Raw genomic sequence first — 17253 nt, 5'->3', positions numbered from 1 at the left:
GACAGTTACACCGCCCTCATCAGCAGGGTCGCGGCGATCAGCACCGCCGTACCTCCGAACATCGAGACCGCGTACGAGCGGGCGTAGCCGTTCTGCAGCTTGCGCAGCCGGCTGGAGAGTCCGCCGACCGAGGCGGCCGTGCCATTGACCACGCCGTCGACCAGGGTGTGGTCGACGTACACCAGGGAGCGGGTGAGGTGCTCGCCGCCGCGGACCAGGACCACATGGTTGAAGTCGTCCTGGAGGAGATCGCGGCGGGCGGCCCGGGTGAGCACACTCCCTCGCGGGGCGACCGTGGGAACGGGACGCCGCCCGTACTGGGCGTAGGCCAGGCCCACGCCGATGACCATCACCGCGACCGTGGCGGTCGTGATGGCGGCCGCGCCGATCGGCGGGTGGCCGTGCTCGAACTCCGTGACGGGCTTGAGCCAGTTCACGAACGCGTCGTTGAGGCTGAACAGGCCACCGGCGAAGACGGATCCGAAGGCGAGCAGCACCATCGGAATGGTCATCGACTTCGGCGACTCGTGCGGGTGCGGCATCTCGCCGGGGTGGACCTCGATGCCGGGTTCCACACTCGGTGCCGTGCCCGGGTCGGGGGCCGGCTGCCAGCGCTTCTCGCCGAAGAACGTCAGGATCATCACGCGCGTCATGTAGTACGCGGTGATGGCCGCGCCCAGCAGCGTGACGGCGCCGAGAATCCAGCCCTCCGTGCCGCCCTTGGCGAACGCGGCCTCGATGATCTTGTCCTTGGAGAAGAAGCCGGACAGACCCGGGAAGCCGATGATGGCGAGATAGCCGAGCCCGAAGGTCACGAACGTCACCGGCATGTACTTCCGCAGACCGCCGTACTTGCGCATGTCGACCTCGTCGTTCATGCCGTGCATCACGGAGCCCGCGCCGAGGAAGAGCCCGGCCTTGAAGAAGCCGTGCGTCACCAGGTGCATGATCGCGAAGACGTAGCCGATCGGACCGAGGCCGGCCGCCAGGATCATGTAGCCGATCTGCGACATCGTCGAACCGGCCAGCGCCTTCTTGATGTCGTCCTTCGCGCAACCGACGATCGCACCGAAGAGGAGCGTCACCGCGCCGACCACCACGACCGCCAACTGCGCGTCGGGCGCGCCGTTGAAGATCGCTCCGGACCGGGTGATGAGGTAGACGCCGGCGGTCACCATGGTCGCCGCGTGGATCAGGGCCGAGACCGGGGTCGGGCCCTCCATCGCGTCACCGAGCCAGGACTGCAGCGGCACCTGTGCGGACTTGCCGCAGGCGGCGAGCAGCAGCAGCAGGCCGATGGCCGTCAGCATGCCCTCGCTCGTCTCGTCCGTGGAGCCCAGCACAGAACCGAAGGTGAAGGTCCCGAAGGTGGTGAACATCAGCATGATCGCGATCGAGAGACCCATGTCGCCGACGCGGTTGACCAGGAAGGCCTTCTTCGCCGCCGTCGCCGCGCTGGGCTTGTGCTGCCAGAATCCGATGAGCAGGTACGAGGCGAGACCGACGCCCTCCCAGCCGACGTACAGCAGGAGGTAGTTGTCGGCGAGGACCAGCAGCAGCATCGCCGCGAGGAAGAGGTTCAGGTAGCCGAAGAAGCGGCGGCGCCGCTCGTCGTGCTCCATGTACCCGATGGAGTAGATGTGGATCAGGGTGCCCACACCGGTGATCAGCAGGACGAACGTCATCGACAGCTGGTCGAGCTGGAAGGCGACATCCGCCTGGAAGCCCTCGACGGGGATCCAGCTGAACAGATACTGGTGCATGGACCGCGCGTCGGTGTCGTAGCCCAGCATGGCGCTGAAGAGCACCGCGCCGATCACGAACGAGGCGGCGGCGAAGAGCGTGCCGAGCCAGTGGCCGATGCGGTCGAGGCGTCGGCCGCCGCACAGCAGGACCGCCGCTCCGAGCAGAGGCGCCGCGATGAGCAGCGCAATCAGGTTCTCCACGATTCAGCGACCCCTTACAGCTTCATCAGGCTGGCGTCGTCGACCGAGGCCGAGTGGCGGGAACGGAACAGCGACACGATGATCGCGAGCCCGACCACGACCTCCGCGGCGGCGACGACCATCGTGAAGAACGCGATGACCTGTCCGTCGAGGTTGCCGTGCATCCGGGAGAAGGCGACGAACGCGAGGTTGCAGGCGTTGAGCATCAGCTCCACGCACATGAAGACGACGATCGCGTTCCGCCGGATGAGCACCCCGGCCGCGCCGATGGTGAACAACAGCGCTGCCAGGTAGAGATAGTTGACCGGGTTCACTTGGCGACCTCCTCTTCGTGCGACTCGTGGTCACGGCCGAGCCGCTCCTCGGAGCTCTGCTCGAGCGCCTTGAGGTCGGCCATCGCCTCGTCCGACACATCGCGGATCTGGCCGCGCTCCCGCAGCGTGTGCATGACGGTGAGCTCGGACGGTGTGCCGTCCGGCAGCAGTCCGGCGATGTCCACTGCGTTGTGCCGGGCGTAGACACCGGGTGCGGGCAGCGGCGGCAGGTGCTTCCCGCGTACGCGCTCCTCGGACATCTCCCGCTGGGTCTTGGCGCGCTCGGTGCGCTCCCGGTGGGTGAGCACCATCGCGCCGACCGCCGCCGTGATCAGCAGCGCGCCGGTGATCTCGAAGGCGAAGACGTACTTGGTGAAGATGAGTTGGGCGAGGCCCTCGACGTTGCCGCCCTGCGCGGAGTTGGCCCGGCCGAGGCCGTTGAAGGTGGTGAGCGACGCATGGCCGATTCCGGCGACGAGCAGCACCCCGAAGCCGAGCCCGCAGGCCGCGGCCCACCAGCGCTGCCCCTTCAGCGTCTCCTTGAGGGAGTCCGCGGCCGTCACGCCGACCAGCATGACGACGAAGAGGAACAGCATCATGATCGCGCCGGTGTAGACGACGATCTGGACGACGCCCAGGAAGTACGCCCCGTTGGCGAGGTAGAAGACCGCCAGGATGATCATGGTCGCGGCGAGGCAGAGCGCGCTGTGCACGGCCCGCCTCATCAGAATCGTGCAGAGCGCCCCGACGACCGCGATCGTGCCGAGCACCCAGAACTGGACTGCCTCACCCATGGACGTGGTGGAGGCGGCGAGGGTGTTCATACGTCCACCTCCTCGCCCTTCTCCCCCTTGGAGACGGCGACCTGCTGGACCGTGCCCGGGGCCGCCTCGGTGACCAGCCCCCGGTAGTAGTCCTGCTCGTCCGTGCCGGGGAAGATCGAGTGCGGGGACTCGACCATGCCCTCCTCCAGACCGGCGAGCAGCTGCTCCTTGGTGTAGATGAGGTTCTCCCGGCTGCTGTCGGCCAGTTCGAACTCGTTCGTCATCGTCAGCGCCCGTGTCGGGCAGGCCTCGATGCACAGTCCGCACAGAATGCAGCGGGCGTAGTTGATCTGGTAGACGCGGCCGTACCGCTCACCCGGGGAGTAGCGCTCCTCCTCGGTGTTCTCCGCGCCCTCCACATAGATCGCGTCCGCCGGACAGGCCCAGGCGCACAGCTCGCACCCGATGCACTTCTCGAGCCCGTCGGGATGACGGTTGAGCTGGTGCCGGCCGTGGAAGCGCGGCGCCGTGACCTTCTGCTGCTCCGGGTACTGCTCGGTCAGCCGCTTCTTGAACATGGCCTTGAAGGTCACGCCGAAGCCGGCGACAGGGTTCTGGAACGTGCTCTCGGATTCCTCAGACACCGTCAGCCTCCTTTCCGTCACTTGGAGTATCCGCGCCGCCACTGACAATCAACTCGCGCTCGCGGCGCGGCCGTCGGCGGGGCACGGGTGGCAGGGTCTGTCCCGGCAGCGGCGGGACGGGGAAGCCGCCCGCCATCGGGTCGAAGGCCGGGGGCGCGCCCTTGGCGGCCTCCGCCTCCTTCTCCTTCTTGCCGCGGAAGATGTCGGCGACGAAGGAGAGCAGCAGCACCGCGATGATCGCGCCTCCGACGTACAGCACGATCTGCTGGAAGTCGTAGTTCTCGTTCCGCAGCGCCCGTACGGTCGCCACCAGCATCAGCCAGACCACCGATACCGGGATCAGAACCTTCCAGCCGAGCTTCATCAGCTGGTCGTAGCGCACGCGGGGCAGCGTGCCGCGCAGCCAGATGAAGAAGAACAGCAGCAGCTGGACCTTGATGACGAACCAGAGCATCGGCCACCAGCCGTGGTTCGCGCCCTCCCAGAGCGTGGAGATCGGGTACGGGGCCCGCCAGCCGCCCAGGAACAGAGTGACCGAGACGGCGGAGACGGTGACCATGTTGACGTACTCGGCCAGCATGAACATCGCGAACTTGATCGAGCTGTACTCGGTGTTGAAGCCGCCGACCAGGTCGCCCTCGGACTCGGGCATGTCGAAGGGGGCGCGGTTGGTCTCGCCCACCATCGTGATGATGTAGATGATGAACGAGACCGGCAGCAGGATGATGAACCAGCGGTCCGCCTGCGCCTCCACGATCGCCGAGGTCGACATCGACCCGGAGTAGAGGAAGACCGAGGCGAAGGCCGCGCCCATCGCGATCTCGTAGGAGATCATCTGCGCGCAGGAGCGGAGTCCGCCGAGCAGCGGATACGTCGATCCCGACGACCAGCCCGCGAGCACGATGCCGTAGATGCCGACCGAGGCGATCGCGAGGACGTACAGCATCGCGATCGGCAGGTCGGTGAGCTGCATCGTGGTGCGCTGACCGAAGATCGAGACCTCGTTGCCGGGCGGTCCGAAGGGGATCACGGCGATCGCCATGAAGGCCGGGACCGCGGCGATGATCGGCGCGAGGACATAGACGACCTTGTCCGCGCGCTTGACGATCACGTCTTCCTTCAGCATCAGCTTGATGCCGTCGGCGAGCGACTGGAGCATGCCCCAGGGGCCGTGCCGGTTGGGGCCGATGCGCAGCTGCATCCAGGCGACGACCTTGCGCTCCCACACGATGGAGAAGAGCACGGTGATCATCAGGAAGGCGAAGCAGAAGACGGCCTTGATGCCGACGAGCCACCAGGGGTCGCGTCCGAACATCGAGAGATCCTCGAGCGCGAGGACGCTCCCCTGGGCCTCGGCGACATGAGCCAGCTCGATCATGCGCACACCTCCGATGCGGGGGCGACGATTCCGGCCGCGGCCGGAACAACGACAGGGGCGGCAGCGGCCGGAGCTTCGCCCGGCCGGGCGGCATGGGCCCGGGGCACGCGCAGGTGCACGCGCGACGCGGCTGCGGCGGAACGCGGCCCGCGGCCTGTGCCCGCCAGGTCGCGTGCACCCGCCGCGGAGCGGACGGAGACGGCGGTCATGACCGCACCTCCGGTGCGTCCGTCGCGGCCGCTGCCGGGCCGATGCGGACGAGCTGTCCGGGGTGCGCCCCGGTGTCCGCGGTGACGCCGCCGCCGACGGAGTTCAGCGGCAGCCACACCACCCGGTCGGGCATCTCGCTCACCTGGAGCGGGAGTTCGACCGAGCCGGCCGGTCCGGTGACCGCCAGGACGTCGCCGTCCTTGACTCCCGTCTCGGTCGCCGTCGCCGCGGAGAGCCGGGCCACCGCCGCGTGCCGGGTGCCCGCCAGCGCCTCGTCGCCCTGCTGGAGCAGGCCCTGGTCGAGCAGCAGCCGGTGGCCGGCGAGGACCGCCTCGCCCTCGCCCGGGCGGGGCAGAGGCTGTGCGGACTCGAGCGGCTCGGTGGCCCGTGGGCCTTCCCAGCCGCCGAGCCGGTCCAGCTCCTTGCGTACGGACTTGAGGTCCGGCAGCCCGAAGCTGACGTCCATCGCGTCCGCGAGCATGTGCAGCACGCGCGCGTCGGCCGGTGCCAGGCGGCGTGTCATCTGCTCGGGCTTGAGCGCGGCCTCGAACAGCCTCGCCCTGCCCTCCCAGTTGAGGAACGTGCCCGGCTTCTCCGCGACGGCCGCGACCGGGAAGACCACGTCCGCCCGCTCGGTGACCGCGCTCGGCCGCAGCTCCAGGCTGACCAGGAACCCGACCGCGTCCAGTGCTTCACGCGCGCGTGCCGGGTCGGGCAGGTCCGCGATCTCGACGCCCGCCACCAGCAGCGCGCCCAGTTCGCCGGTGGCCGCGGCCTCGACGATCTGGCCGGTGTCGCGGCCGTAGCGGTGCGGGAGTTCGCGTACGCGCCAGGCCGCCGCGGTCTCCTCACGGGCCCGCGGGTCGGTGGCCGGACGGCCGCCGGGCAGCAGCGAGGGGATCGCGCCCGCCTCGACGGCGCCGCGCTCACCGGCCCTGCGCGGGATCCACACCAGCTGGGCGCCGGTCGCGGTGGCGGCGCGTACGGCGGCGGTGAGTCCGCCGGGTACGGCCGCGAGCCGCTCGCCGACCACGATCACCGCGCCTTCGCCGCGCAGCGCCTCGGACGCCTCGGCGCCGTCCCCTTCCAGTCCGACGCCGGCCGCGAGAGCGTCCAGCCATTCGGTCTCGGTGCCGGGGGCGGCGGGGAGCAGCGTGCCGCCCGCCTTCTCCAGACCGCGGGTGGCGTGCGTGGCCAGCCCGAAGGTGCGCTGACCGTGCTTGCGGTGGGCCTTGCGCAGCCGCAGGAAGACGCCGGGGGCCTCCTCCTCGGACTCGAATCCGGCCAGCAGAACCGCCGGTGCCTTCTCCAGTGAGGTGTACGTGACCCCGCTGCCGTCCAGGTCCCGGCCCCGCCCGGCGACGCGGGCGGCCAGGAAGTCGGCCTCCTCGCTGCTGTGCACGCGTGCGCGGAAGTCGACGTCGTTGGTGTCGAGGGCGATCCGGGCGAACTTGGAGTACGCATAGGCGTCCTCGACGGTGAGCCGGCCGCCCACCAGGACACCGGCCCGTCCGCGGGCGGCGCTCAGACCGCGGGCGGCCGCCTCCAGCGCCTCGGGCCAGCTCGCCGGTTCGAGGTCGCCGCTCTCATTGCGTACGAGAGGAGTCGTGAGCCGGTCCGGCTTCTGCGCGTAACGGAAGCCGAAGCGCCCCTTGTCGCACATCCACTCCTCGTTGACCTCGGGGTCGTCGGCCGCGAGCCGCCGCATGACCTTGCCGCGCCGATGATCCGTACGCGTCGCGCAGCCGCCCGCGCAGTGCTCGCACACGCTCGGCGAGGAGACCAGGTCGAAGGGGCGGGAGCGGAAGCGGTACGCCGCCGAGGTCAGCGCGCCCACCGGGCAGATCTGGATGGTGTTCCCGGAGAAGTACGACTCGAAGGGGTCGCCCTCTCCGGTGCCGACCTGCTGGAGTGCGCCCCGCTCGATCAGCTCGATCATCGGGTCGCCCGCGACCTGGTTGGAGAAGCGGGTGCAGCGGGCGCAGAGCACGCACCGCTCACGGTCGAGGAGCACCTGGGTGGAGATCGGCACGGGCTTCTCGTACGTGCGCTTCCTGCCCTCGAAGCGGGTGTCCGGGTCGCCGACCTGCATGGCCTGGTTCTGCAGCGGGCACTCGCCGCCCTTGTCGCAGACCGGGCAGTCCAGCGGGTGGTTGATCAGCAGCAGCTCCATCACACCGCGCTGGGCCTTCTCGGCGACCGGCGAGGTGAGCTGCGACTTGACGACCATGCCGTCGGTGCAGGTGATCGTGCAGGAGGCCATCGGCTTGCGCTGGCCCTCGACCTCGACGATGCACTGGCGGCAGGCGCCGGCCGGGTCGAGGAGGGGGTGGTCGCAGAAGCGCGGGATCTCGATCCCGAGCAGCTCGGCGGCCCGGATGACCAGCGTCCCCTTGGGGACGGAGATCTCGATGCCGTCGATCGTCAGCGACACGAGGTCTTCCGGTGGTACGGCCGCCGCGCCGCCCCCGGAGGGAGCATTAGTGGTCACCGTCATGCGTTCACCTCCGTGGTGGCGGGCCGGTCGGGCCGGTCGGCCCAGACGGTCGACTTGGCGGGGTCGAAGGGGCAGCCCTTGCCGGTGATGTGCTGCTCGTACTCCTCGCGGAAGTACTTGAGCGAGGAGAAGATCGGCGAGGCGGCACCGTCGCCGAGGGCGCAGAACGACTTGCCGTTGATGTTGTCGGCGATGTCGCCCAGCTTGTCGAGGTCGGACATGACGCCCTTGCCGTCCTCGATGTCGCGCAGCAACTGCACCAGCCAGTACGTGCCTTCGCGGCAGGGTGTGCACTTGCCGCAGGACTCATGGGCGTAGAACTCGGTCCACCGCGTCACCGCCCGTACGACACACGTGGTCTCGTCGAAGCACTGCAGCGCCTTGGTGCCGAGCATCGAACCGGCCGCGCCCACACCCTCGTAGTCCAGCGGGACATCGAGGTGCTCGTCGGTGAACATCGGGGTCGAGGAGCCGCCCGGCGTCCAGAACTTGAGGCGGTGTCCGGCCCGGATTCCGCCGCTCATGTCGAGCAGCTGGCGGAGCGTAATGCCGAGCGGGGCCTCGTACTGGCCGGGGCTGGTGACATGGCCGCTGAGCGAGTAGAGCGTGAAGCCCGGGGACTTCTCGCTGCCCATCGACCTGAACCAGTCCTTGCCCTTGTTGAGGATCGCGGGAACGGACGCGATGGACTCGACGTTGTTCACCACAGTGGGGCACGCGTACAGACCGGCGACCGCGGGGAAGGGGGGACGCAGCCGGGGCTGACCGCGACGGCCCTCCAGGGAGTCCAGCAGCGCGGTCTCCTCACCACAGATGTACGCGCCGGCGCCCGCGTGCACGGTGAGTTCGAGGTCGAGTCCGATGCCGAGAATGTTCTGTCCGAGGAAGCCCGCCGCGTACGCCTCGCGTACGGCTTCGTGCAGCCGTCGCAGTACGGGGACGACTTCACCGCGCAGATAGATGAAGGCGTGGTTCGAGCGGATCGCGTAACAGGCGATCACGATCCCCTCGATGAGGGAGTGCGGATTGGCGAAGAGGAGCGGGATGTCCTTGCAGGTCCCGGGCTCCGACTCGTCGGCGTTGACCACGAGATAGTGCGGCTTGCCGTCGCCCTGCGGAATGAACTGCCACTTCATTCCGGTGGGGAAGCCGGCGCCTCCGCGGCCGCGCAGTCCGGAGTCCTTGACGTACGCGATGAGGTCGTCCGGCGACATGGCCAGCGCCTTGCGCAGTCCCTCGTACCCCTCGTGCTGCCGGTAGGTCTCCAGCGTCCAGGACTCGGACTCGTCCCAGAAGGCGGACAGGACCGGCGAGAGCAGTTTCTCCGGGCTCATCTCTCCCCCGGCCTCCGGCCGGGAGGGGCCCCCATATTCGGTGGACACGGTCATCACTCCCCCTCCTCGGCTGCGGGTCCGGCCGGGTGGGCAGGGTCGGAGGCCGATGTCTGCTGCGTGGTATTCGGCGTCCCGGAGGGACTCGTTGAGGGGTGGTGGTCGGGCGACGGGTGGGAATGCGAGCTGACGTGCTCGGAACCGGGCTGGGGCGGTGCGTCGTGCGGGGCCTCGCCGCGCGGGGAGACCACCCGGGCGGCCGACAACTCGCCCTTGGCGAGCAGCAGGCCCACCAGCGAGGCGGGACCCGCGCCGCCGGTCGCCTCGACCGCGCCGGGGCGCTCGTCGGGGAAGCCGGCCAGGATGCGGGCGGACTCCTTGTAGGTGCACAGGGGCGCCCCGCGGGTGGGCGAGACTTCCCGGCCCGCCCGCAGGTCGTTCACCAGCTGCTTGGCGGTCTCGGGCGTCTGGTTGTCGAAGAACTCCCAGTTGACCATCACCACCGGCGCGAAGTCGCAGGCCGCGTTGCACTCGATGTGCTCGAGGGTGACCTTGCCGTCCTCGGTCGTCTCGTTGTTGCCGACGCCGAGGTGCTCCTTGAGCTCCTCGAAGATGGCGTCGCCGCCCATCACCGCGCACAGCGTGTTGGTGCACACGCCGACCTGGTAGTCGCCCGACGGCTTGCGCCGGTACATCGAGTAGAAGGTGGACACCGCGGTGACCTCGGCGGTCGTCAGGCCCAGCACCTCGGCACAGAAGCGGATGCCGGTACGGGTGACGTGCCCCTCCTCGGACTGCACCAGGTGCAGCAGAGGCAGTAGCGCGGACCGCGAGTCCGGGTAGCGGGCGATCACTTCCCTCGCGTCCGCTTCGAGCCGGGCGCGTACGTCCGCCGGATAGTCGGGGGCGGGGAGCTGCGGCATCCCCAAGCTGACGTCTGTCACCGGTCGACGCCTCCCATCACGGGGTCGATGGACGCGACGGCAACGATGACGTCGGCGACCTGGCCGCCCTCGCACATCGCCGCCATGGCCTGCAGATTGGTGAAGGACGGGTCGCGGAAGTGGACCCGGTAGGGACGGGTGCCCCCGTCCGAGACGACGTGCACGCCGAGCTCGCCCTTGGGCGACTCGACTGCGGCGTACGCCTGTCCGGGCGGAACCCGGAAGCCCTCGGTCACCAGCTTGAAGTGGTGGATCAGGGCCTCCATGGAGGTGCCCATGATCTTCTTGATGTGGTCGAGGGAGTTGCCGAGACCGTCGGGACCCAGCGCGAGCTGCGCGGGCCAGGCGATCTTCTTGTCCGCGACCATCACCGGACCCGGCTCAAGGCGGTCCAGGCACTGCTCGACGATGCGCAGCGACTGCCGCATCTCCTCCAGGCGGATCAGGAAGCGGCCGTACGCGTCGCAGCTGTCGGCGGTCGGTACGTCGAACTCGTAGTTCTCGTATCCGCAGTACGGGTCGGTCTTGCGCAGATCGTGGGCGAGGCCCGCGGCGCGCAGGATCGGCCCCGTCGCGCCCAGCGCCATGCAGCCGGTCAGATCGAGATAGCCGACGTCCTGCATACGGGCCTTGAAGATGGGATTGCCGGTGGCGAGCTTGTCGTACTCCGGCAGGTTCTTGCTCATCTTCTTGACGAACTCGCGCATCGCGTCGACCGCGCCGGGCGGCAGGTCCTGGGCGAGTCCCCCGGGCCGGATGAACGCGTGGTTCATCCGCAGGCCGGTGATCAGCTCGTACAGATCCAGGATCATTTCGCGGTCCCGGAACCCGTAGATCATGATCGTGGTGGCGCCGAGCTCCATACCGCCGGTGGCAATGCACACCAGATGGGAGGAGAGCCGGTTGAGCTCCATCAGCAGCACGCGGATGATCGACGCCCGGTCCGGGACCTGGTCGGTGATACCGAGCAGTTTCTCCACGCCCAGGCAGTACGCCGTCTCGTTGTAGAACGAGGTGAGGTAATCCATGCGCGTGACGAAGGTGGTGCCCTGCGTCCAGGTCCGGTACTCGAGGTTCTTCTCGATGCCGGTGTGCAGATAGCCGATGCCGCAGCGGGCCTCGGTGACCGTCTCGCCGTCGATCTCCAGGATCAGCCGGAGCACGCCGTGCGTGGACGGGTGCTGCGGGCCCATGTTGACGACGATCCGCTCGTCGTCGGCCTTGGCCGCGGACTGGACGACCTCGTCCCAGTCGCCGCCGGTGACTGTATATACAGTCCCCTCGGTGGTCTCGCGTGCGTCGGCCGGTGTCCCGAAGGGACTCGTCGAGGGGTGGTGGCCGGGAGACGGGCGGGAGTGTGAAGTGCTCACGAGTACGACCTCCGCTGGTCCGGAGCCGGGATCTGGGCGCCCTTGTACTCGACGGCGATTCCGCCGAGGGGATAGTCCTTGCGCTGCGGGAAGCCCTGCCAGTCGTCCGGCATCATGATCCGGGTCAGGGCGGGGTGGCCGTCGAAGACGAGCCCGAAGAAGTCGTACGTCTCGCGCTCGTGCCAGTCGTTGGTCGGGTAGACCGCGACCAGGGACGGGACGTGCGGGTCACTGTCCGGGGCGGAGACCTCGAGGCGGAGCAGCCGGCCGTGGGTGAGCGAGCGCAGGTGGTAGACGGCGTGCAGCTCGCGGCCCTTGTCCTCGAGGAAGTGGACGCCGCTGACGCCCGTACAGAGCTCGAAGCGCAGGGCGGGGTCGTCCCGCAGGGTCTGCGCCACGGTCAGCAGGTGCTCGCGCGCGATGTGGAAGGTGAGTTCGCCGCGGTCGACGACCGTCTTCTCGATGGCGTTCTCGGGGACGAGTCCCTGTTCCTCCAGCGCGCCTTCGAGCTCGTCGGCGATCTCGTCGAAGTAGCCGCCGTAGGGGCGGGTGGCCGGGCCCGGGAGACGTACGGAGCGGACGAGGCCGCCGTACCCCGAGGTGTCGCCGCCGTTGCTGGCGCCGAACATGCCGAGCTGGACGCGGACCTCCTCGCCGTGCTCGCCGCGCTGCCCCGGCAGGTTCTGCGCGCCCACTTCCCTGTCGGGGTTCGGCTCATTGGTCTCGTTCACCGGAGCAGCCCCTTCATCTCGATGGTGGGGAGCGCCTTGAGGGCCGCCTCCTCCGCCTCGCGGGCCGCTTCCTCCGCATTGACCCCGAGCTTGGAGGTCTGGATCTTCTGGTGGAGCTTGAGAATCGCGTCCATCAGCATCTCGGGACGCGGCGGGCAGCCTGGCAAATAGATGTCAACAGGAACAATGTGGTCAACGCCCTGCACAATCGCATAATTGTTGAACATTCCACCCGATGACGCACAAACACCCATGGAAATTACCCACTTGGGGTTGGGCATCTGGTCATAGACCTGCCGCAGGACCGGCGCCATCTTCTGGCTGACCCGCCCGGCGACGATCATCAGGTCGGCCTGGCGCGGCGAGCCGCGGAAGACCTCCATGCCGAAGCGCGCCAGGTCGTAACGGCCGGCGCCGGTCGTCATCATCTCGATGGCGCAGCAGGCCAGACCGAACGTGGCCGGGAAGACGGATGACTTGCGCACCCAGCCCGAGGCCTGTTCGACGGTGGTCAGCAGAAAACCGCTCGGCAGCTTCTCTTCGATTCCCATTGGTGTGCTCCTCAGCCCTCAGTCCCATTCCAGGCCGCCGCGCCGCCACACATACGCGTAGGCGACGAAGACGGTGAGCACGAAGAGCAGCATCTCCACGAGCCCGAAAAGCCCCAGGGCGTCGAAGGTGACCGCCCAGGGGTAGAGGAAGACGATCTCGATGTCGAAGACGATGAAGAGCATCGCCGTCAGGTAGTACTTGATGGGAAAGCGGCCGCCTCCGGCCGGCGTGGGAGTGGGTTCGATCCCGCACTCGTATGCCTCTAGTTTTGCCCGGTTGTACCGCTTGGGGCCGATAAGCGTGGCCATGACCACGGAGAAGATCGCAAACCCTGCCCCGAGGGCGCCGAGCACAAGGATGGGCGCGTAAGCATTCACCCTCCTCGCTCCTTCCAGTCGTCCTTGACCGTTGGACCGCACCGGGCATGCGCCTCGCCGCCTCGCGAAGATCATGCATATGTGAGGCAGTTCACAAGCCCGACTGCTCCGCATCCTATGCCTGCCGGTCTGTGATCTGCGACACGGGGTACGACAACGGCTTTGTGATCTCCACCACCAGGCGAACGATCATGAAGTCGGATGAGCAGTGATCTTTGTACGCGAAGCGCACGAGCGATCACCAGACGTGACATCTGGAGGTGTTACCGCTGGTCGGGGGCGTGATGCCCTACCAAGTAGTGGCACGCAGGGGCAAATTGGCGATGGACCGCAACGGGTGATAGTGGACCGCTCGTCACCCGGCCGGGGGGACGGCGCGGATGCGCGTGGACGCGTGCATGGATTCACGAGCCGCCGAGCCGCCGAACGTTGATCACTCTGTGACCTGCATCACGCTCTCACGGTGTCGGCGAAAGCGGGCTTGGCCATCGGTGTGAAGGGGTGGTAAGCGCCAGGCAATTCGGACCTTTTACGGAAAGTCCGTGACCACAGCCGTGATCAAGGCTGCCCGTTTTGCCCGTTACGGCGTCAATAAGGGCGCAGAGAAGGCGGATTCAAAGCTTCCGCACACAACTGTGGCGCAAGCCACGTTTCTTGAAGGGAACCGTGAGGCCCTGATAGCGGTTGTCCTCATGTCCCACACCGCTCACATACCCAGCCACCGGAAGCCCCGCCGCAGCGCTTCGAAGCTCGCGCTGCGGGCCGGAGTTGCCGGTGGCGTCCTCAGCACCATCGCGGTGGCCGGAGCCGCCGGGCCGGCGATAGCCGATCCGGTGACCGAGACCATTGAGATGCCCACCCTGACGTCCGGTCTCTCCACCACCGTCGCCCAGTCCGCCGAGGCCACCCAGCAGGTCGCGCTCGACCTCGAGCTGCAGGCCCAGGAGAACGCCGCGGCCGCCAAGGCCGCGAAGGTCGCCAAGAAGGCCAAGGCCGAGGCGGTCCGCGAGGCCGAGGCCAAGGAGAAGGCCGAGGCCAAGGAGCGCGCCGAGGCTGAGGCCAAGGAGCGCGCCTCCCGCGACACCGAGCGCACGACGCTCTCCGGCTACAGCGCGGGCTCCGACAGCTCTGCCGACTCCTCCAGCTCCGCCCCGGCGACCGGCTCCGCCGCGAGCGTCGTCGCCTTCCTCAAGGCGCAGCTGGGCGACGCCTACGTCATGGGCGCCACCGGGCCCAACTCCTGGGACTGCTCCAGCCTCGTCCAGGCCGCGTTCCGCACGGTCGGCGTCGACCTCCCGCGCGTCTCGCAGGACCAGTCGCTGGCCGGCACCCAGGTGGGCACCTCCAACCTCCAGGTCGGTGACATCCTCTACTGGGGCGGCGCCGGTTCCGCGTACCACACCGGTGTCTACATCGGTGACGGTCAGTACCTCGACGCCGCCAACCCGGGCAAGGGCGTCGTCATCCAGGACCTGTCGGGCTACCCGGCGAGCGGTGCGGTCCGCGTTCTCTGATCGACCTGCGGGCGCACGCCGGCCCGCGGACGCGTGACGCATACGGAAGGGCCATCGCTCCCACGCCCGGGAGCGACGGCCCTTCCGCGCAACGTGCCGTGTGCGCCTCAGCCCCTGCGGTCAGCCCTTGCGGTCAGCCCTTGCGGAAGGCCTCGATCAGGCGGGCGTAGCTGTCCCCGCCATGACCGTCCGCGACCGCGCGCGCCATCAACTCCCGGTGCAGCTCGGGCAGCCGGCCGTCGATCCCGCGGTCCCGGCCCGCGTGCAGCAGATGCTCGACCGCCACCAGCTGTACGTCGATGGTGGCGTCGTCGCCCGGGTAGTGACCGGCGTCGATCTGCCCCGCGTAGGTGTCCATGAAGCCGGCCACGGCCGTCAGCCAGCGGATCGCGAGCGGCGCGAACGTGCTCGCGGCCACCCCGTCCGCGCCGACCAGCGCCGTGGCGTGCAGCCAGCCGCCGAACACCGACCACATCAGGCCGAGCAGCCCCGTGTCGTACAGCGAGGCCAGCCCTGCGTCCTCGCCCAGGTCGACCGGGTCACCCAGCGCAGTCAGAGCCTCCCGGTGCGTCGCCAGCGCCTCGGACGAACCGCTGTAGAGAATCATGCTCGCCGGGTTCCCGACGCCGGGCGGCGTCGACATGATGCCGCCGTCGAGGTAGCGGGCGCCCTGTCCGGCGGCCCAGGCGGCCGTCTCGCGGGCCTGCTCCGGGGAACCGGAGGTGAGGTTCACCAGGACCCTGCCGTCGAGCGAGGCGGCAGCAGGGTCGAGGAGCTCGTGTACGGCGGCGTAGTCCAGGACGCAGACGACCACGAGCTCGCCGGCCTCGACGGCCTCGGCGACGCTCTGGGCGCGCGTGGCGCCTTTCGCCGCCAGGGCGTCCGCCTTGCCGGGCGTGCGGTTCCAGACGGTCGTCGGGTGCCCTGCGGCCAGGAACGCGCCGGCGAGGGCCGAGCCCATCTGCCCCAGACCGATGACTGTGACCGTTTCGCGGCTCATATGTGTTAACTCCCCATTTTTAGCGGTTCCTTGTGCAAGATCCACGTTCGCAGGGGAGGGAAACGGCCGACAGTGGCAGGACTGCCCACCTCCGCAAAATTCCTGCCGTACGCTCCTCCGCATGGGTCCAGGAACCGTCGCCGTGGCCGTTGTCACCGAGGACACGGGCCTGTCCCTGTGGGAGCTGTACGAGCTCTCCATCGCCTGCACGGTGTTCGGCATCCCGCACCCGGACCTCGCCGACCCCTGGTACGAGCTGAGGCTCTGCGGCACCGGCACGCCCTCGTCCGCCGCCGGTGCGCCCTCGTCCGGGACCGGCCTCCCCTCGGCGGGCCCCGCCTTCTCACTCCGTACGGATCATGGCCTCGACGCCCTCGTCGGCGCGGACACCGTGATCGTGCCCTCCGTGCCGGACGCCTGCGTCGAGGGCGGCAAGGACGTGCCGGCCGAGCTCGTCGACGCCCTGCGCGCGGCCGCCTGCTCGGGTGCCCGCATGGTCTCCCTGTGCACCGGCGCCTTCGCGCTCGCCGCGGCCGGACTCCTCGACGGCCGCCGCGCCACCGCCCACTGGGGGCACACCCGTGAACTCGCGGCCCGCCACCCCGAGGTGATCGTCGACGACTCCGTGCTCTACACCGACGAGGGGAACGTCCTGACCAGCGCGGGCGCCACCGCCGCCCTCGACCTCTGTCTGCATCTGGTCCGCCAGGATCTCGGCGCCCAGGTCGCCAACCAGCTGGCCCGCAGGCTCGTCGTCCCCGCGCATCGCACCGGCGGACAGGCCCAGTTCATCGAGCTGCCCGTGCCCGCGGCCGACGACGACAGCCTGGGGCCCGTGCTCCAGTGGGCGACCGAGCAGCTGCACCGGCCACTGACCGTCGATGACATGGCACGCCGGGCCCGGATGAGCCCGCGCACCTTCTTCCGCCGGCTGCAGGCCGCGACCGGCACCACACCGCTCCAGTGGCTGCTGAACCAGCGTCTGGCACGCGCGCAGTCGCTGCTGGAGACCACCGAGCTGCCCGTGGAACAGATCGGGGAACGCAGCGGGCTGGGCAGCGCGGCCAATCTGCGCCGCCACTTCACCCGTACGCTCGGGGTCTCCCCCGCCCACTACCGGCAGGCGTTCAAGCCTTCGGAGCCACCTGGGTAAGACCGGCTGGACACGGCTGCGCTCCGCTCACCGGCTCCCTGCCGACGGGGCGCCCTATTGCGTCAGGCAGCGGCGACCAGATCGCGCGCCCGCTCGCTGAAATCAGCGACGAGTCGGTGATCTCCGAACGGCTGCATCCGCCGTTGCAGGTCCTGCACGGCCTCGACGCACCGCGAACTCTTCACCTGCCGAGACAGAGAGAGCGTGCGGAGACCGGCGGCGGCATCCCGTACCAGAACTTCGACGTGAGGTCCGGAGCGGCGGTCTTGATGATGTCGTGAATCCGCTCGGCAAGGACCCGGTCCGCTTCCGGCATCTCGGCGATCTTCGCGAGCACGTCCCGCTCCGCTGCCGCCTCCTTCTCCGCCCGGGACGAACCGCGCCGCACCGCCGCCTTCTTCTGTTCCTGCGCGTGCTCCTTCATCGCGGTCCGCTCCTCAGCGGAAAAGCCCTTGTACTGCTCAGAGGTCGTGTCGGAGTTCCCGGCGGACGACTGCATGCATGGCAGGTTTCCTTCGTACGGGGATG

Annotated in this window: 16 protein-coding genes and 2 pseudogenes; 2 read left to right on the top strand and 16 right to left on the bottom strand. The window is 69.0% G+C overall.

Going from position 1 to position 17253, the window contains the following annotated elements; all coding sequences use genetic code 11:
- Positions 1-5: 5 nt before the first annotated feature.
- Genes nuoL through OG883_RS01625 form a run of 13 tightly spaced genes read right to left on the bottom strand, consistent with a single transcriptional unit; the run spans position 6 to position 13058 of the window.
- Complete coding sequence (gene nuoL, locus OG883_RS01685) at positions 6-1946, bottom strand: NADH-quinone oxidoreductase subunit L (protein ID WP_266533912.1); 1941 nt, start codon at positions 1944-1946, stop codon at positions 6-8.
- Between the two features lie 14 nt (positions 1947-1960).
- Positions 1961-2260 carry an NADH-quinone oxidoreductase subunit NuoK gene (nuoK, locus tag OG883_RS01680; RefSeq protein ID WP_005313772.1) on the bottom strand — a complete coding sequence of 100 codons (300 nt, stop codon included), beginning with the start codon at positions 2258-2260 and terminating at the stop codon, positions 1961-1963.
- The gene (locus tag OG883_RS01675) at positions 2257-3084 is read right to left on the bottom strand and encodes an NADH-quinone oxidoreductase subunit J (protein ID WP_266533910.1); all 828 of its coding nucleotides are present in this window, start codon (positions 3082-3084) and stop codon (positions 2257-2259) included. Before OG883_RS01675 ends, nuoK begins: the two co-directional genes overlap by 4 nt.
- Complete coding sequence (gene nuoI / locus OG883_RS01670) at positions 3081-3668, bottom strand: NADH-quinone oxidoreductase subunit NuoI (RefSeq protein WP_266533908.1); 588 nt, start codon at positions 3666-3668, stop codon at positions 3081-3083. The genes OG883_RS01675 and nuoI overlap by 4 nt, the downstream gene beginning before the upstream one ends.
- Positions 3661-5046 (bottom strand): NADH-quinone oxidoreductase subunit NuoH, encoded by a 1386-nt coding sequence (nuoH, locus tag OG883_RS01665; protein WP_266533906.1) that lies wholly within the window; start codon positions 5044-5046, stop codon positions 3661-3663. Before nuoH ends, nuoI begins: the two co-directional genes overlap by 8 nt.
- Complete coding sequence (locus tag OG883_RS01660; protein ID WP_266533903.1) at positions 5043-5255, bottom strand: hypothetical protein; 213 nt, start codon at positions 5253-5255, stop codon at positions 5043-5045. Before OG883_RS01660 ends, nuoH begins: the two co-directional genes overlap by 4 nt.
- A complete protein-coding gene (locus OG883_RS01655; RefSeq protein WP_266533900.1) occupies positions 5252-7753 on the bottom strand; it encodes an NADH-quinone oxidoreductase subunit G in 2502 nt (833 codons plus the stop codon). Before OG883_RS01655 ends, OG883_RS01660 begins: the two co-directional genes overlap by 4 nt.
- On the bottom strand, positions 7750-9141 hold the full coding sequence (gene nuoF / locus OG883_RS01650) for an NADH-quinone oxidoreductase subunit NuoF (protein ID WP_266533897.1): 1392 nt from the start codon (positions 9139-9141) through the stop codon (positions 7750-7752). The genes OG883_RS01655 and nuoF overlap by 4 nt, the downstream gene beginning before the upstream one ends.
- On the bottom strand, positions 9141-10007 hold the full coding sequence (nuoE, locus tag OG883_RS01645; protein ID WP_266541155.1) for an NADH-quinone oxidoreductase subunit NuoE: 867 nt from the start codon (positions 10005-10007) through the stop codon (positions 9141-9143). The genes nuoF and nuoE overlap by 1 nt, the downstream gene beginning before the upstream one ends.
- A gap of 17 nt (positions 10008-10024) precedes the next feature.
- Positions 10025-11398 carry an NADH-quinone oxidoreductase subunit D gene (locus OG883_RS01640; protein ID WP_266533894.1) on the bottom strand — a complete coding sequence of 458 codons (1374 nt, stop codon included), beginning with the start codon at positions 11396-11398 and terminating at the stop codon, positions 10025-10027.
- On the bottom strand, positions 11395-12129 hold the full coding sequence (locus OG883_RS01635) for an NADH-quinone oxidoreductase subunit C (RefSeq protein WP_266533891.1): 735 nt from the start codon (positions 12127-12129) through the stop codon (positions 11395-11397). The genes OG883_RS01640 and OG883_RS01635 overlap by 4 nt, the downstream gene beginning before the upstream one ends.
- The gene (locus OG883_RS01630) at positions 12126-12680 is read right to left on the bottom strand and encodes an NADH-quinone oxidoreductase subunit B family protein (RefSeq protein ID WP_266533888.1); all 555 of its coding nucleotides are present in this window, start codon (positions 12678-12680) and stop codon (positions 12126-12128) included. The genes OG883_RS01635 and OG883_RS01630 overlap by 4 nt, the downstream gene beginning before the upstream one ends.
- An 18-nt stretch (positions 12681-12698) precedes the next feature.
- Positions 12699-13058 (bottom strand): NADH-quinone oxidoreductase subunit A, encoded by a 360-nt coding sequence (locus tag OG883_RS01625; RefSeq protein WP_030494815.1) that lies wholly within the window; start codon positions 13056-13058, stop codon positions 12699-12701.
- 692 nt (positions 13059-13750) lie between these two features.
- On the opposite strand from OG883_RS01625, the gene OG883_RS01620 reads away from it, so the two are divergent.
- Entirely contained in the window at positions 13751-14572 is an 822-nt protein-coding gene (locus tag OG883_RS01620; RefSeq protein WP_266533878.1) for a C40 family peptidase, read from the top strand.
- 133 nt (positions 14573-14705) lie between these two features.
- Here the strand turns inward: OG883_RS01620 and OG883_RS01615 are convergent, their stop codons facing one another.
- The gene (locus OG883_RS01615) at positions 14706-15695 is read right to left on the bottom strand and encodes an NAD(P)-dependent oxidoreductase (RefSeq protein WP_266533875.1); all 990 of its coding nucleotides are present in this window, start codon (positions 15693-15695) and stop codon (positions 14706-14708) included.
- Between OG883_RS01615 and OG883_RS01610 the strand changes: the two genes are divergently transcribed.
- Positions 15694-16725, top strand: coding sequence for a helix-turn-helix domain-containing protein (locus tag OG883_RS01610; protein ID WP_266533872.1), 1032 nt, complete (start codon positions 15694-15696; stop codon positions 16723-16725). The two genes, OG883_RS01615 and OG883_RS01610, sit on opposite strands and share 2 nt — an antisense overlap.
- Before the next feature lie 62 nt (positions 16726-16787).
- Here the strand turns inward: OG883_RS01610 and OG883_RS01605 are convergent.
- Together OG883_RS01605 and OG883_RS01600 are read right to left on the bottom strand one after the other, a co-directional pair.
- A pseudogene (locus OG883_RS01605) lies at positions 16788-16946 on the bottom strand (transcriptional regulator); the annotation flags it as partial.
- Positions 16946-17224: pseudogene (locus tag OG883_RS01600) on the bottom strand (hypothetical protein); the annotation flags it as partial. The pseudogenes OG883_RS01605 and OG883_RS01600, both read right to left, overlap by 1 nt.
- Positions 17225-17253: the final 29 nt, after the last annotated feature.

Source organism: Streptomyces sp. NBC_01142, assembly GCF_026341125.1.
GTDB lineage: Bacteria > Actinomycetota > Actinomycetes > Streptomycetales > Streptomycetaceae > Streptomyces.
The sequence above is the reverse complement of the archived record's forward strand: the minus strand, read 5'-3'. Positions and strand labels throughout refer to the sequence as shown.

Coding starts and splice junctions, on each gene's coding strand:
- OG883_RS01615 (WP_266533875.1), bottom strand. CDS start 15,695: ATGCGGAGGAGCGTACGGCAGGAATTTTGCGGAGGTGGGCAGTCCTGC.
- OG883_RS01620 (WP_266533878.1), top strand. CDS start 13,751: ATGTCCCACACCGCTCACATACCCAGCCACCGGAAGCCCCGCCGCAGC.
- nuoF (WP_266533897.1), bottom strand. CDS start 9,141: ATGACCGTGTCCACCGAATATGGGGGCCCCTCCCGGCCGGAGGCCGGG.
- OG883_RS01630 (WP_266533888.1), bottom strand. CDS start 12,680: ATGGGAATCGAAGAGAAGCTGCCGAGCGGTTTTCTGCTGACCACCGTC.
- nuoE (WP_266541155.1), bottom strand. CDS start 10,007: ATGCCGCAGCTCCCCGCCCCCGACTATCCGGCGGACGTACGCGCCCGG.
- OG883_RS01610 (WP_266533872.1), top strand. CDS start 15,694: ATGGGTCCAGGAACCGTCGCCGTGGCCGTTGTCACCGAGGACACGGGC.
- OG883_RS01675 (WP_266533910.1), bottom strand. CDS start 3,084: ATGAACACCCTCGCCGCCTCCACCACGTCCATGGGTGAGGCAGTCCAG.
- OG883_RS01655 (WP_266533900.1), bottom strand. CDS start 7,753: ATGACGGTGACCACTAATGCTCCCTCCGGGGGCGGCGCGGCGGCCGTA.
- OG883_RS01660 (WP_266533903.1), bottom strand. CDS start 5,255: ATGACCGCCGTCTCCGTCCGCTCCGCGGCGGGTGCACGCGACCTGGCG.
- nuoH (WP_266533906.1), bottom strand. CDS start 5,046: ATGATCGAGCTGGCTCATGTCGCCGAGGCCCAGGGGAGCGTCCTCGCG.